At 65.4% G+C, this 13,231-nt stretch carries 13 protein-coding genes; 7 read left to right on the top strand and 6 right to left on the bottom strand.

The features are described 5' to 3' along the window. The first annotated feature begins 110 nt into the window (after nucleotides 1–110). The 6 genes from VQ045_RS08370 to VQ045_RS08345 all read left to right on the top strand — a co-directional run bounded on the left by VQ045_RS08370 (nucleotide 111) and on the right by VQ045_RS08345 (nucleotide 6,387). A complete protein-coding gene (locus tag VQ045_RS08370; RefSeq protein WP_331829798.1) occupies nucleotides 111–1,415 on the top strand; it encodes an ABC transporter substrate-binding protein in 1,305 nt (434 codons plus the stop codon). Between the two features lie 78 nt (nucleotides 1,416–1,493). After that, complete coding sequence (locus VQ045_RS08365) at nucleotides 1,494–2,390, top strand: branched-chain amino acid ABC transporter permease (RefSeq protein WP_327623407.1); 897 nt, start codon at nucleotides 1,494–1,496, stop codon at nucleotides 2,388–2,390. Then, nucleotides 2,387–3,382, top strand: coding sequence for a branched-chain amino acid ABC transporter permease (locus tag VQ045_RS08360; protein WP_331829797.1), 996 nt, complete (start codon nucleotides 2,387–2,389; stop codon nucleotides 3,380–3,382). The genes VQ045_RS08365 and VQ045_RS08360 overlap by 4 nt, the downstream gene beginning before the upstream one ends. Continuing rightward, a complete protein-coding gene (locus VQ045_RS08355) occupies nucleotides 3,379–4,131 on the top strand; it encodes an ABC transporter ATP-binding protein (protein ID WP_331829796.1) in 753 nt (250 codons plus the stop codon). Before VQ045_RS08360 ends, VQ045_RS08355 begins: the two co-directional genes overlap by 4 nt. A gap of 4 nt (nucleotides 4,132–4,135) precedes the next feature. Then, nucleotides 4,136–4,786 carry an ABC transporter ATP-binding protein gene (locus VQ045_RS08350; RefSeq protein WP_331829795.1) on the top strand — a complete coding sequence of 217 codons (651 nt, stop codon included), beginning with the start codon at nucleotides 4,136–4,138 and terminating at the stop codon, nucleotides 4,784–4,786. Continuing rightward, entirely contained in the window at nucleotides 4,783–6,387 is a 1,605-nt protein-coding gene (locus tag VQ045_RS08345) for a class I adenylate-forming enzyme family protein (protein ID WP_331829794.1), read from the top strand. Before VQ045_RS08350 ends, VQ045_RS08345 begins: the two co-directional genes overlap by 4 nt. 11 nt (nucleotides 6,388–6,398) lie before the next feature. Here the strand turns inward: VQ045_RS08345 and VQ045_RS08340 are convergent, their stop codons facing one another. The 3 genes from VQ045_RS08340 to mobB all read right to left on the bottom strand — a co-directional run bounded on the left by VQ045_RS08340 (nucleotide 6,399) and on the right by mobB (nucleotide 9,626). After that, nucleotides 6,399–7,973 carry a bifunctional aminoglycoside phosphotransferase/ATP-binding protein gene (locus tag VQ045_RS08340; RefSeq protein WP_331829793.1) on the bottom strand — a complete coding sequence of 525 codons (1,575 nt, stop codon included), beginning with the start codon at nucleotides 7,971–7,973 and terminating at the stop codon, nucleotides 6,399–6,401. 49 nt (nucleotides 7,974–8,022) lie between these two features. Beyond that, the gene (locus tag VQ045_RS08335) at nucleotides 8,023–8,874 is read right to left on the bottom strand and encodes a universal stress protein (protein WP_331829792.1); all 852 of its coding nucleotides are present in this window, start codon (nucleotides 8,872–8,874) and stop codon (nucleotides 8,023–8,025) included. Nucleotides 8,875–9,119: 245 nt separating this feature from the next. Further along, on the bottom strand, nucleotides 9,120–9,626 hold the full coding sequence (gene mobB, locus VQ045_RS08330) for a molybdopterin-guanine dinucleotide biosynthesis protein B (RefSeq protein WP_331829791.1): 507 nt from the start codon (nucleotides 9,624–9,626) through the stop codon (nucleotides 9,120–9,122). Nucleotides 9,627–9,789: 163 nt separating this feature from the next. On the opposite strand from mobB, the gene VQ045_RS08325 reads away from it, so the two are divergent. Then, nucleotides 9,790–10,677 carry a helix-turn-helix transcriptional regulator gene (locus VQ045_RS08325; RefSeq protein ID WP_331829790.1) on the top strand — a complete coding sequence of 296 codons (888 nt, stop codon included), beginning with the start codon at nucleotides 9,790–9,792 and terminating at the stop codon, nucleotides 10,675–10,677. Nucleotides 10,678–10,803: 126 nt separating this feature from the next. Here the strand turns inward: VQ045_RS08325 and VQ045_RS08320 are convergent, their stop codons facing one another. The 3 genes from VQ045_RS08320 to VQ045_RS08310 are packed head-to-tail and all read right to left on the bottom strand — an operon-like array spanning nucleotide 10,804 to nucleotide 13,178. Beyond that, nucleotides 10,804–11,631 carry an extracellular solute-binding protein gene (locus VQ045_RS08320; protein ID WP_331829789.1) on the bottom strand — a complete coding sequence of 276 codons (828 nt, stop codon included), beginning with the start codon at nucleotides 11,629–11,631 and terminating at the stop codon, nucleotides 10,804–10,806. 34 nt (nucleotides 11,632–11,665) lie between these two features. After that, nucleotides 11,666–12,478, bottom strand: coding sequence for an ATP-binding cassette domain-containing protein (locus VQ045_RS08315; protein ID WP_331829788.1), 813 nt, complete (start codon nucleotides 12,476–12,478; stop codon nucleotides 11,666–11,668). Beyond that, the gene (locus tag VQ045_RS08310) at nucleotides 12,456–13,178 is read right to left on the bottom strand and encodes an ABC transporter permease (RefSeq protein WP_327646602.1); all 723 of its coding nucleotides are present in this window, start codon (nucleotides 13,176–13,178) and stop codon (nucleotides 12,456–12,458) included. The genes VQ045_RS08315 and VQ045_RS08310 overlap by 23 nt, the downstream gene beginning before the upstream one ends. Between the last annotated feature and the right edge of the window lie 53 nt (nucleotides 13,179–13,231).

Here is a 13,231-nt window from a genome sequence, read left to right as displayed (position 1 = left end):
GCTGGCCGACCGGTATGGGAGACCGGCGGCCCTGAACACCCACCGCAAACCGATAAACAAGGTCCGCCGCGGTCTGCGCGAAACGGACCTCCAAAGAGGAGGAAACGTCAATGAAACAGAAATCTTCACACGCCGGCATCGCCGCCGCGCTGATGGCCACCACGGCCGCCTTCGCCTTGACCGGCGCAGCCGCGGCGCAGGAAACGTTCAAGATCGGCGTGGTCACCTTCCTGTCCGGCCAGGCCGCCCAGAGCTTCGGCGTCCCCGCTTGGGACGGCGGCAAGATGCTGATCGAGAAACTGAACGCCGGCGAGGCCCCCGCCCCTTACGACACCAAGGGCTTCGGCGGCTTGACGATCGAGCCGGTGGTGATCGACGAAGCCGGCGGCGCCACTGTGCAGGTGCAGGAATACCGCAACCTGGTGCAACGCGAGAACGTCGACGTCGTGGTTGGCTATGTCGGCTCCGGCGACTGTCTGGCCGTCGCGCCGGTGGCCGAGGAACTCAAGCAGTTCACGATCCTCTATGATTGCGGCACACCCCGGGTCTTCGAGGAAAATGACTACGAATACGTCTTCCGCACCGCGGCTCACGCAACCCAGGACAACGTCGGGCTGGCCCGCTACCTGAAAGCACTGGATATCAAGGTCGAGACGTTCTCCGGCATCAACCAGGACTACGCCTGGGGTCAGGACAGCTGGGGCGACTTCAAGGCCGCCATGGGACAGATCTATCCCGACGCGACCGTGACCGCCGAGCTTTTCCCCGCCTTCGGCGCCGGCCAGTACGGCACCGAGATTTCGGCCCTGCTGCAGGGCAAGGCCGACGTTGTGCACTCCTCGCTCTGGGGCGGCGACTTGCAGGCGCTGATCCTGCAGTCACTGCCGCGCGGCCTGTTCCAGCGCAGCCAGGTAGCATTTTCCGCCGGCGATCACTCGCTGCCGCCTCTCGGTAAAAACATGCCCGAGGGGGCGATCGTCGGCGCCCGTGGTGCCTACGGTTTCATGGCGCCTGAATCCGAGCTGAATACGTGGTGGAAGGACAACTACGAGTCCACCTACGACGTCATGCCGGTGCAGGCGCCTTACCGCATGGCGCAGGCGATCCTCGGCCTGAAGACCGCCGTCGAAAAGGCCATGGCTGAAAACGGTGGCAAGAAGCCCAGCAGCGAGGAACTCGCCGCGGCCATGAAGGGGCTGAGCTGGGAAAGCCCGGGCGGTCTGATCGAGATGGTCAACGGCAACGGCCACCAGGCGATCCAGCCGATCGGCTTCGGCCGTTCGAAGAAGGATGAGAACGGCGAGATCATCCTCGACGACATCATTCGGTTCGACGCGCGCTGCGTGAACCCGCCGGCCGACATGAAGGGTCTCGAATGGATCAACGCCGGCTTCCCCGGCGCCACATGCAAATGATGATCTGACACGGCAAAACGACCGGGCCGCTCGGCGGCCCGGTTTACCGCAATCCTGCGACGGGTGGACCACGCCGCGATGGACATCGTTCTCACCATCATTCTCGACGGACTGATCTACGCTTCCTGGCTGTTCATCGTCGCGCTCGGGCTGACGCTCGTTTTCGGCGTGTTGCGCATCCTCAACTTCGCCCATGGCGGCCTATACGCCCTCGGCGCCTATGCCGCGGCGGTCGCCGTGCCCTTGTTCGCCGGCTGGGGCTTGCCCGAATGGTTCAGCCTCGTTGCGATGTTCATCGCCGCGCTGGCCGTCGCCATCGTCGTCGCCCCGCTCATCGAGCGCGGGCTGCTGCGGTTTTTCTACGGCCGCGACGAGGTTCTCGTCCTGCTGGTCACCTACGCGGTGTTCCTGATGCTGGAGGACATCACCAAGATGGTCTTCGGGGTCGACCCCTATTACGTCTTCGAGCCGCGCAATCTGTTCGGCAATGTCGAGGTCGGCAGCCTGTTCTATGTCGGCTACGACATCGCGCTGATCGGGCTGGCGATCGTCTGCGGCGTCGGCGTCTGGCTTGGTCTCACCCGCACCCGGATCGGCAAGATCACCGTCGCGGTGATCAACGAGCCGGAGGTGAGCGCGGCGATGGGCGTCAACGTCACCCGCATCTATCTTCTCGCCTTCGGCCTCGGCGTCTTTCTCGCCGCCCTCGGCGGGGCCTTCACCAGCCCGCTCATCTCGGTGCAACCGGGCATCAGCGTCAGCGTGATCATCGTCAGCTTCGCGGTCGTCATCATCGGCGGCCTCGGCTCGATTCCCGGCGCCGCGATCGGGGCGCTGATCGTCGGACTGGCGCGATCCTTCGCGGTCTACGAGATACCGGAGGCGGAGATTTTCATCATCTATCTGGTCATGGTCGTCGTGCTGATCTTCCGGCCCGAAGGCCTGTTCACGCCGGTCCAGGCGCGCAAGATATGAGCGCGCCCATGCGAACCCTCGTCATCGCGGTCCTCGGCGCCATCGTCTTCATCGCGCTGGGCTGGATGCTGCCGCTCTGGCTGCTCTTCACCATGACCAAGGCGATCGCCTTCGGACTGATCGCGCTCGGTATCGTTGCGCTGATGCGCGGCGGTCTCGTCTCCTTCGGCCAAGGGCTCTATTACTGCGTCGGCGCCTATGTGTCGGGCATGTTGGCCAGCCGGCTCGGGATCACCGACGTCTTCGTCCTGCTGATCGTCGGCGGGCTTTCCGGCGGCCTCGTCGCCGCCCTCGTCTCGCCGCTGATCGCGCGCTATCGCGGCATCTTCTTCGCCATGCTCACCATGGCGCTGTCGATGGTGCTGTATGGCGTTCTCGCCAAGGTCACGGCGATCGGCGGTTCGGACGGATTCAACGTGCCGCAGCCCACTTTTCTCGGCTATCTGCCGGGCACCGGGTCCGCCGATTTCGCGCTCTACGCCGTGGCAGTGGGCGTCGCCGCCATCTCTGCCACGGTCTGCCGAATCTATTTCGACAGCGGCCCGGGGCTAATCTCGCTGGCCGCGCGGGAGAACGAACTGAGGGTCGAATATCTCGGCGCCTCGGTCTTCGCCGTCACGGCCCGTAATTTTATCCTCGCGGGCGTTCTGGCCGGCCTCGGCGGCGTTCTGAACGGCGTTGCGCTGGGGCATATCGACCCGTTCTTCGCTTACTGGACGACGTCGGGCGAAGTGGTTTTCATCGCCGTTCTCGGCGGCTATGCCAGCGTCGTCGCGGTGTTCGGCGCGGCGCTGATTACCGAACTCGTGCGCTCCTTCGCCAACCAGTATTTTCCCGACAGCTGGCAACTGGCGCTCGGCCTGTTCCTGCTGCTGGTCATCCTGTTCCTGCCGCGCGGCTTCGGATCGCTGTGGGCCGGCGCTACGGGCGGGCGGGCCGCATCGAAATGGCGCGCGCGGAACACCACCCCGGACGAGGAGCCAGCCGAATGAGCGAAGCCGTTCTCGAGGCGCGCGGCCTCATGAAATCCTTCGGCGCGCTGGTGGCGGCCAATGACATCAATATCTCCGTCACCCCGACAGCGCGGCTTTCCCTGATCGGCGCGAACGGAGCAGGCAAGACGACCTTCGTGAACATGGTCACCGGCTATCTCAAACCCGATTCCGGGCAGGTGCTGCTCGACGGAAAGGACGTGACCGGTCTTGCGCCACGGCACATCACCCGGCGCGGCATGTGCCGCTCCTTCCAGATCCCGCAGCTTTGCGAAACCATGACGCCAGTCGACAACATTCTGGTCGCCGTGGACATCGCGAAAAAGGACCGCCCGTCCTTCTTCCGGCCAGCCCATACCGAGGAATCGCTCGACCGAGCGCATGAAATGCTGGGCCGTTTCGGCCTGTCCGACTATGCCGAACAGCCGGTCGACGAATTGCCCGGCGGGGTGCGCAAGCTGATCGATATCGCCATGGCGCTGGCGAGCCGCCCGAGGGTGCTATTGCTCGACGAGCCGACCTCCGGCGTCAGTTCCGAAGAAAAGTTTCCCCTGATGGACCGGGTAATGAAAGCCCTGTCGGGCGAGGACGCCGCGGTGATCTTCGTCGAGCACGACATGGATATCGTGACCCGCTACGCCGACCGGGTGCTCGCCTTCTACGCCGGCGAGATCATCGCCGATGATGCGCCCGACGAGGTGCTCTCGGACCCGGCGGTGCAGAAATACGTCACCGGAACGGCGAGGTAGACCGATGCTCAGCCTGAAGGACGCCCATGTGAAGATCGGCTCGGTCGAGGCCGTGCGCGGCTTTTCGCTCGAGGTCGGCGCCGGCGAGATGGTCGGCCTCGCCGGCCGCAACGGCGCCGGCAAGACCACGGTGATGCGCACCATCATGGGCATCACCAAGCTGACGCGCGGGTCTCTGCATTTCGACGGCACCGACATCACCGGCCTGGAAGTGCATAAAAGGGCCGGCCTGGGCATCGGCTACATGCCGGAGACGCGTGGACTGATCCCCGATTTGACGGTCGAGGAAAACATCCTTCTGCCCACTTGGGTGACGTCCGTCGATGGCGCCGCGCGCCTCAAGGTGGTCTACGAGATCATGCCGGAACTGGCGAGCATGTCGGACCGCAAGGCGCTGTTGTTGTCCGGCGGGCAGCAGAAGATGGTGGCGCTGGGCCGGGCGCTGACGGTCGGCACGCGCCTCCTTCTGCTCGACGAGCCGTTCGAGGGCGTGGCGCCGGCGCTGGCGCAGCGCCTGTCGGACGTGATCTCGGCGTTAAAGGGCGACGCGCTCTCGATCGTCATGAGCATGTCGGAACTCACCCATTCGCACACCGTGCTCGACCACGTCTGGGGCATCGAGCGCGGCGCCAATGTGGTAGCCGAGGCCGCATGACAGCCTCCCGGCGCTTCTGGAAAGACGCGCCCGGGACGCGCGCCGAGGCGCATTTTGGCGACCGCGTCGTCACCTGTTTCGTGGATCGTCCGGCCAACGCCGACGCCATGCTTCGCGCGGCCGCCGCCGCCAACCCGCAAGACGAGGCCGTCGTGGACGGGACCGTCCGGATTTCTCACGCCCAGCTCGACACGATGAGCGACGGCGTGGCCGGCGGGCTGGCCTCGCGCGGCGTCGCAAAGGGCGACCGGGTCGGCCTCCTGGTGCGCAACCGCTGGCAATTCGTCGTGGCGCTCACCGGCATCGTGCGCGCCGGCGCCATCGCGGTGCCGTTGAGCGTCAGGGCGAGCGCGCGGGAAATTGCTTTCATTCTCGACAATTGCGGCGCCGGCCTGACCATCTGCGACGCTGAAAAGACTAAGATATTGCCCGACACCATGCCGCGCGCGGCGATCGACGGGCCGGCGGACAACAGCTTCGAGGATCTGCTTGCCGAGGCACCGACGGCGAAAGCGCCGGATGTCACCGAGGAGGACGTCGCCGTCATCCTCTACACGTCCGGCACCACCGGAACGCCCAAAGGCGCGATGCTGACCCATCTCAACATCGTCCACTCCTGCCTCCACTACGCCCACTGCTTTGCCCTGACGGCCGCCGACCGCTCGGTGGTGGCGGTGCCCGCGAGCCACGTCACCGGGCTCATCGCGAGCGTCTATGCGCCGCTCGCCGCTGGGGCAGCGGTGGTCATGATGGAAAAATTCGACGCCGACGCCTTCCTCGCCCTCGCCACCGACGAACGGATGACAGTGACGATCCTCGTCCCGGCGATGTACAATCTGTGTCTGCTGCGCGCCGACTTCGCCCGGCACGACCTCGGCGCCTGGCGCATCGGCGCCTTCGGCGGCGCCCCAATGCCGGTCGCCACGATCGAACGCATCGCCAAGCTCTTGCCGAACCTCGACCTGATCCAGGCCTATGGATCGACCGAAACCACGTCGCCGGCCACGATCATGCCGCCCGGCGGCCAGGCCGCCGCTCCCGCCAGCGTCGGCGCGCCCGCGCCCTGCGCCGAGATCCGCGTCATGGACGCGGCGGGACACGAGGTCGCGACACGGGAATCCGGCGAGGTCTGGATCGGCGGGCCGATGGTCGTGCCGGGCTATTGGAACTTGCCGGAAAAGACCGCCGAGAGTTTTCACGCGGGGTTCTGGAAATCCGGCGATGTCGGGCGTTTCGATGGAAACGGGCTGCTTTATATCCACGACCGGCTCAAGGACATGATCAATCGCGGCGGCTACAAGGTCTACAGCGCCGAGGTCGAGAACGTCCTGTCGTTCCATCCCGGCGTCGCCGAAGCCGCGGTCGTTCCCCGGCCCGATCCGGTGCTCGGCGAAAAGGTCCACGCCTTCGTCCACCGGTCAGATCCGGACCTCGACGAGGCGGCCCTCAGAACCTTCTGCGGCGAGCGCCTGTCCGACTACAAGGTGCCGGATTTCTTCACCTTCACCAGTGAGCCCCTGCCACGCAACGTCAACGGCAAGCTGATGAAACAGGCTCTTCGCACCAGGGCGGCGGCGGCCGACGATCGGGACGGCGACTGATCGCGTGTGTTTCAGTCGTCGCCTCGATCTCTGGCGACGCGGTGGATCGGACCGTCCGAAGCCCCCTCGACGACGCGGCGCGCCGCCTCGGCCACCGCGCTGATCTCGGCCTCGCTCGACAGACGCGTCCAATCGGCCGGCGCCTGCGACCGGCTCACCTGATCGCGCACCACCTGCGGCGTGGCATCGGAGGGATCGCCGCGACGGGCGGCGACGCGCTCGACCAGCCGCTCGGGCGGCGCTTCGAGCCAAAGACCCAGGAAGGGGAGCGCCCCGCCCTCGCCGATGCCGGCGATCCGCTCCCGGTCGGGTGCGCGGTCGAACACCGCGTCGGCGACGACGCCGTGCCCGAGGGGCAGGATCGCGCCGGCCTGTTCGGCCAGACGCGCGTAAACGGTTTCCGAGACCTCAGGCCGGTAGCACTCGGCCGGCAAGGGGGTTTCGGCGGCAACGCCGAACAGATGCTTGCGGATCCGGTCGCTGGCGAGGATTCGCGCGCCAGGCGGTGGCCCGATTTGCGGCGCGATTGCCGCCGCGACGGTGGATTTGCCGGAGCCCGACAGTCCTCCGACCGCCACCAGGCGGCCGGCCCGGGGCCGCAGGAGATCGACCGCGAGATCGAAATAAGCATGCGCCTCGGCTCTCAGTGTCGGCGCGTCGGAGCCCGCATCGGCGACCCGCGTCGCGGTGACATGGGCGCGAACCGCGGCACGCAGCGCCATCAGATACGCCAGCAGCGGCAGGCCGTCCGTCTCGTCGCTCTCGTCCAGATAGCGGTTGAGGACGAGGTTCGCGACTTCCTCCAGCCCCCGATGCCAGAGATCCATCAGCAGGAAGGCCAGGTCATAGAGGATGTCGGTAGTGGCCATCGCCTCGTCGAATTCGATGCAATCGAACAGCGTCGGCTCGCCCTCGAAGACGCAGATGTTGCGCAAGTGCAGATCGCCATGACAGCGGCGGACCTTGCCCGCCGCGCCGCGCGCGTCGAAGAGCGGCATCAGGCGAGCGAAACCCTCGCGGAACCGGCGATTGAAATCGGCGACCGCCTCTTCGGGAAACACCTCGGTGGTCGCCAGCGCGCGCTCGTTGATATCGAGGACCAGGGCCACCTGAGCCGAGCCGCTGACGCTGCGATCGGGCGCGATGCCGGCATGGAATGCCGCGATCCGGTGAGCGAGCCGCGCCATCAGAGGCGCCGTCAGCGTGCCCTCCATCGCCATGCGATCCAGCAGGCAATCCTCGTCGAAACGGCGCATCTCGACAAAGGCGTCGACGAGCTGCCCTTCGCCGTCGATGGCGAGACTGCCGTCCGGCTCGCGCGTCACCCGGCGCACGGCGCGGTAGAGCTTTGGTGCGGTGCGCCGGTTGAGCACGAGTTCCCGCTCGCAGGTCGCGAGCCGGCGCTCGGGCGTCGAGAAATCGACATAGGGCAGATGCACCGGCCGTTTCAGCTTGATCGCCCGCTCACCCGCGAGAAGGACAGTGGAAATATGCGTGACGATCGTTTTGACCGTCGACGCATCGCCATCGTCGAAGGCCTCAGACGTCAGGAAGGTGATCGTTTCGTCCTGGCTATGGGCGGGCATCGTGCGTCACCGGTGATCGTTCTGCCGAGCGGCCATTGGGCGGGAGGCGTCAGTGCGCCATGAGCAACGCAATCGTGCTGCGTTCCAGGAGTTCGCGGGTGACGCCACCGAACAGCATTTGGCGAAGCCGCGTACGCCCGTATGCGCCGACGACGATCAATTCCGCGCCGAGGCTCGAGGCCTCGTTCAAAAGAACAGCGGCCGGATCGTCCGACTGCGGCAGGTGCCGTATCTCGACGGCGACGCCGTGCCGCGCGAGATGCCGGGCCATATCGGCCACCGACTCCCGATGCCGTTCCTCGTCCGAGGACGTCTCCGCGACCGAAACCAGATACACCCCCTTCGCCCGTTGGAGAAACGGGAGGGCCGCCTTGATGGCATGGGAACACTCGGTCGCATCCTTCCAGGCGATGAGAATGGTCTCCGGTTCCCTGGCATTCACCGCATTCGGCGGAACGACATAGGCGGGAGCTCCGGCATCGAAGATCACGGCCTCGAACATCTCCGGCCACTGCCCCCCGTCGCCATGCGGGCGTCCGACGACCACAAGATCGACAGAGCGCGCCGGCGGTCCGATCCGCGCGCCGAGTTCCTGGTAGGCATAGTCGATCCGTCTGATCTCGCTGGGCGCGTGCAACCCGGCCAGACGCTCCCGCGCGCGTATTTCCGCGGCATCGCCCTGTTCCACGCCACGCTTCCGGAGCTCGGCGTTGAGCCATGAACGGCCGGGCCCGGGCGGGATGGGAGCCGCCTGCAGATAATTCATCAGGAGAGCGATGAGCGGAGCGTCGAACATCGTCGCGATCATGTCGGCATGGCTCGTCTTCGCCGCATCACCGTCCGAACCGTCGACATGGACGGCAATGTCCCGGATCGCCTGGGAAGGCCTGGCAAGGTTCATGGATGACGACCTTTCGATTCTGCGGACACGCGACCGGCATCATCTTTGTCGGCGAATCCCGTTGTCGCCCTTGATCCCGGTCAATCGTTTCCACGCTATCAGGAATCGAACGGGCCACGTTCAAGCTTCCATCCAGCACCCTGTAGGCCCCGCTGCCGGTCCTCGCCGCGCGGTCAAACGTGCCGGATGCCGGAACGCGCGCTCGTCACGGTGGCACGCAGGGGTGGCGAGCAAATCATGGCCCGTCAGGTCAAGCCTTGCTGGCTGACGATGAACGTCGCGATCGCGGCGACATCATCCAGATCGAAAACCGGAACGACGGTCTCATCCACCGGGTGATCGGCGGCGATGGCGGCAATCGCCGGAATGGTGCCGAGCATCGGCGTGCGCTCTTTCGACGCCGTCCGGCGGCATTCGATCTTGGGATGCGGCGCGGCCTTGAACCCTTCCACCAACACGATGTCGCACGGTTCGAGCCGGGCGATAATCGCGTCGAGCGTCGGTTCGCTCTCGCCGCGCAATTCGTGCATCAATGCCCAGCGCATGGATGAAACGATCGCCACCTCGCTCGCGCCGGCCGCACGATGGCGAAAGGAATCGGTGCCCGGCGTATCGATCTCGAAGGCATGATGCGCATGCTTGACCGTCGAGACACGATATCCGCGCTGGGTCAGTTCGGTGACGAGACGCTCGGTCAACGTCGTCTTGCCGGAGTTCTTCCAGCCGGTGATGCCGAACAGGCGTTGCGTCATGATCGAAGCGATTCCAAACAGGTTCCTGCCCGCCGGGCGATGTGCGGTCAGGAACGTGTAAACGTGGGCTCGGCGGCGTCAACTCCGGGGGCCCGCTTTTCCCGGCGCGCGATCCTTTGCGTCGCGGTTTGCCGCGACCGCCCCGACGCGGCTAAATGCGGCGATGTCCGAATCGACGCCCCCCTATCTGACGACCCGCGAACTCGCCGATCTGCTGCGCATCAAGGAACGCAAGGTCTACGACCTCGCCGCGAATGGCGAGGTCCCGTGCGTCCGCGTCGTCGGAAAGCTGTTGTTCCCGGAAGATGAAGTGGCGGCCTGGATAGCGGCGTCGCGCTCTGGCCCTGTCGTGGCCAGCCGCCAATTGCCGTTGATCCTCGCCGGCAGCCATGATCCCCTTCTGGAATGGGCGCTGCGTCAGTCCGGCAGCGGATTGGCTGCCTTTTTCGATGGCAGCCTGGACGGGATCACGCGGCTTGGACGGGGAGATGCGGCGGCCTGCGCGACCCATATCAGGGAAAGCGACGGCTGGAACGTCGACACGGTTCGTCGAATCCTCGGCGAAGCGCCTGTGGTGCTGATCGAATTCGCGCGGCGCCAATGCGGCCTGATCGTCGAGTCAGGCAATCCCAAACTGATCGCCGCAATCGCCGATCTCAAGCCGCTTCGGTTCGCCCGCCGCCAGCCGGGCGCCGGTGGCCAGCGCCTGTTCGAGATGTTGGCGCAGGAAGCCGGCGTCGACGTCTCCAGTCTCGCCGGTCCGCAAGCGCCGGCGAAAACCGAGGACGACGTGGCCCGCCTCGTGCTCGACGGCAAGGCGGACGCGGCTTTCGGCCTCGCCGCGATGGCCGAGCAATATCGGCTGGGATTCATCCCTCTGGCGGAAGACCGCACCGATTTGCTGGTCTGGCGCCGAGCCTATTTCGACCCGCCGTTTCAGCGACTGCTGCGGTTTCTGGTCTCCGACGAATTTGCCGACCGCGCTTCCGAGATGTCCGGCTACGACGTCAGCGGGACCGGGACCGTCCACTACAACGCGCCCACCCCATAGGATCCGACGCCCTTGTTCCGTTCCGCCGGGCGCAAGGTTTTCGTCCGGCGGAACAGCTTCGGCGACGATGGGTCGGGCCGGCAGCTCAACCCGAAGGTTTGCGTCCCGACATCGACATGTCTGCCGTCACTTGGCGTTCGAAAAGAACAGCTGCTGGCCGTCGACCTTGTAGTTGGCGATCGCGGCCTGCCCCTTCTCGCCCGTCAGCCAGTCGATGAACGCCTGCCCCTCGGCGACCTTGACGCCCGGATGCTTCTTCGGATTGACGAGAATCACCCCGTATTGGTTGAAAAGCTTGGGGTCGCCTTCGACGGCTACGGCGAAATCGCCCTTGTTGCCGAAGGAGATCCAGGTGGCGCGATCGGTCAAGATGTAGGCGCCCATGCCGACGCCGGTGTTCAGCGTCGCGCCCATGCCCGAGCCGGTCTCCCGATACCAGTCGCCGGAGGCGGCGCCGACATCGACGCCGGCTTGCTTCCACAACCGCTGTTCGGCCTTGTGGGTCCCTGAATCGTCGCCTCGGGAGGCAAACGGCGCCTTGGCTTCGGCGATCTTCCGCATGGCGGCGACGGCGTCGTTCATACCACTGACGCCGGCCGGATCGCTCGGCGGTCCGACGATGACGAAATCATTGTACATGACGTCGAAGCGCTCGACACCGCCGCCTTCGGCGACAAATTTTTCCTCCGCCGGTTTGGCGTGGACCAGGAGAACATCTCCGTCGCCGTTTTCGGCGTTCTTGATCGCCTGCCCCGTACCGACGGCAACGACGCGCACCTCAATGCCAGACTCTTTCGAGAATTCAGGAAGAATGGCGTCCAACAGGCCGGAATTCTGCGTCGAGGTCGTCGACTGGACGACGATGAACTTGTCCTGTGCCACCGCCGAAGTCGGCCCGGTAGCGGTCAGTGCGGCCAACCCCATGGCCAGGGAAAAATAGACGCGTTTCAACATGGTATTCTCTATCCTTGCTGGTTGTTGTCTTGGTTCAAAACAGAAGTGCCCCGGCGAGAAATGCCCGCGCCGGTTGTGTGCTCGGTTGCTTGAAAAACGCGGCCGCCGAAGCCTGCTCGACGACCCGCCCTTGGTGCAGGAAGACGATTTCGGCGCCGAGCCGGCGGGCTTGGCCGATGTCGTGCGTGACCATGACGACCTTCACACCCCGCTCCACCGCCTGGAGGATCAGGGCCTCGATCCTGTGGGTCGCCGTCGGATCGAGGCTCGACGTCGGCTCGTCGAGAAACAGGATGTCCGGCTCGGTCGAGATGGCCCGCAGCAGCGCCAGCCTTTGTTGCTCGCCGCCGGAGAGGGTTCGAGCCGGCTGCCTGGCCTTGCCCGCGAGATCTCCGATTTCAAGCAGCGAGCGGATGCGGCCGGCGCGCTCGCGGCGGCAAACACCGTGCGCCTGGAGGGCGAAATCGATATTGGCGGCGACCGAGCGACGCAGGACGACCGGCCGCTGGAACACCATCGCCTGACGGCGGCGTATGCGCGCGCACATCGGCTGACCGCCATACAATACCTGCCCTTCCGCCGGATCAATCAGTCCGTGGAGCAATCTGAGGAGCAAGCTCTTGCCGGCACCGTTCGGTCCCATGACCATGGTCGACCCGCGACCCGACAGGGTCAGAGCATCGATATCGACGAGACGCTTTCCGGATGCGCTGAGCACCAGCCCCTCGGCATGGATCGGCAGGACCGACGCCGAGGCCGAGGCCTCGTCCAGGGAGCGCAACGGCGTGTCCAGCCCGCCATCGCGTGCTTGCGGGATCGCCCGATCAGGCATTGAAGCGATTGGCATAAGCCGCTCCCTTCGTCGTGCTGTCGAGCAGGGCAACCGACGCGTTCACCGCGACTGCGAGGAGGATCAGAATGGCCCCGAGCGCCAGGGCCAGCGCCAAATTGCCCTTCGATGTCTCAAGGGCGATCGTCGTCGTCATGACCCGGGTAACATGATTGATATTGCCGCCGACGATGATGACGGCGCCGACTTCCGCGATCGCCCGCCCAAAGCCGGCGAGGAAGGCGGTCATCAGGCTGGCTCGTCCGTCCCAAAGCAGCGTCGGGATGGAGGCAGCGCGCGAAACTCCCAGCGAACACAGCTGTTCGGCATATTCCGCATGCAGGTCTTCAACGGCCTGACGCGTCAATGCCGCGATGATCGGCGTCACCAGCACGAACTGCGCGATGATCATAGCCGTCGGCGTATACAACAGTTGCAGCACGCCCAGCGGGCCGGCGTTCGACAACATCAGATAGATCACCAGACCGACCACCACCGGCGGCAAGCCCATGAGCGAATTGATCACGATCACGGCCGCGCGCTTGCCCGGAAATCGGCCGACTGCCAGCGCGGCGCCGAGGGGCATGCCGAACAGCGCGGCAAGGGCGACAGCGCTCAGCGAGACCCGCAATGACAGAAGAACGATCGCCCAAAGCTCTCGATCGCCCCCGACGATCAAGCTCGCCGCATGGCTAAAGCTTTCTGCAAAATCCTGCATTTTTTACATTTCAACACGGATATTCGGATATTTCGCAGGACTTATGTCAAGGA

The organism is Aurantimonas sp. E1-2-R+4 (assembly GCF_036549515.1).
In the GTDB taxonomy this organism is placed as follows: Bacteria; Pseudomonadota; Alphaproteobacteria; order Rhizobiales; family Rhizobiaceae; genus Aurantimonas; species Aurantimonas coralicida_A.
The sequence above is the reverse complement of the archived record's forward strand: the minus strand, read 5'-3'. Positions and strand labels throughout refer to the sequence as shown.

Coding starts and splice junctions, on each gene's coding strand:
- VQ045_RS08320 (WP_331829789.1), bottom strand. CDS start 11,631: ATGTTGAAACGCGTCTATTTTTCCCTGGCCATGGGGTTGGCCGCACTG.
- VQ045_RS08335 (WP_331829792.1), bottom strand. CDS start 8,874: ATGAACCTTGCCAGGCCTTCCCAGGCGATCCGGGACATTGCCGTCCAT.
- VQ045_RS08325 (WP_331829790.1), top strand. CDS start 9,790: ATGTCCGAATCGACGCCCCCCTATCTGACGACCCGCGAACTCGCCGAT.
- VQ045_RS08340 (WP_331829793.1), bottom strand. CDS start 7,973: ATGCCCGCCCATAGCCAGGACGAAACGATCACCTTCCTGACGTCTGAG.
- VQ045_RS08315 (WP_331829788.1), bottom strand. CDS start 12,478: ATGCCAATCGCTTCAATGCCTGATCGGGCGATCCCGCAAGCACGCGAT.
- VQ045_RS08365 (WP_327623407.1), top strand. CDS start 1,494: ATGGACATCGTTCTCACCATCATTCTCGACGGACTGATCTACGCTTCC.
- VQ045_RS08355 (WP_331829796.1), top strand. CDS start 3,379: ATGAGCGAAGCCGTTCTCGAGGCGCGCGGCCTCATGAAATCCTTCGGC.
- VQ045_RS08360 (WP_331829797.1), top strand. CDS start 2,387: ATGAGCGCGCCCATGCGAACCCTCGTCATCGCGGTCCTCGGCGCCATC.
- VQ045_RS08345 (WP_331829794.1), top strand. CDS start 4,783: ATGACAGCCTCCCGGCGCTTCTGGAAAGACGCGCCCGGGACGCGCGCC.
- mobB (WP_331829791.1), bottom strand. CDS start 9,626: ATGACGCAACGCCTGTTCGGCATCACCGGCTGGAAGAACTCCGGCAAG.
- VQ045_RS08370 (WP_331829798.1), top strand. CDS start 111: ATGAAACAGAAATCTTCACACGCCGGCATCGCCGCCGCGCTGATGGCC.
- VQ045_RS08350 (WP_331829795.1), top strand. CDS start 4,136: ATGCTCAGCCTGAAGGACGCCCATGTGAAGATCGGCTCGGTCGAGGCC.
- VQ045_RS08310 (WP_327646602.1), bottom strand. CDS start 13,178: ATGCAGGATTTTGCAGAAAGCTTTAGCCATGCGGCGAGCTTGATCGTC.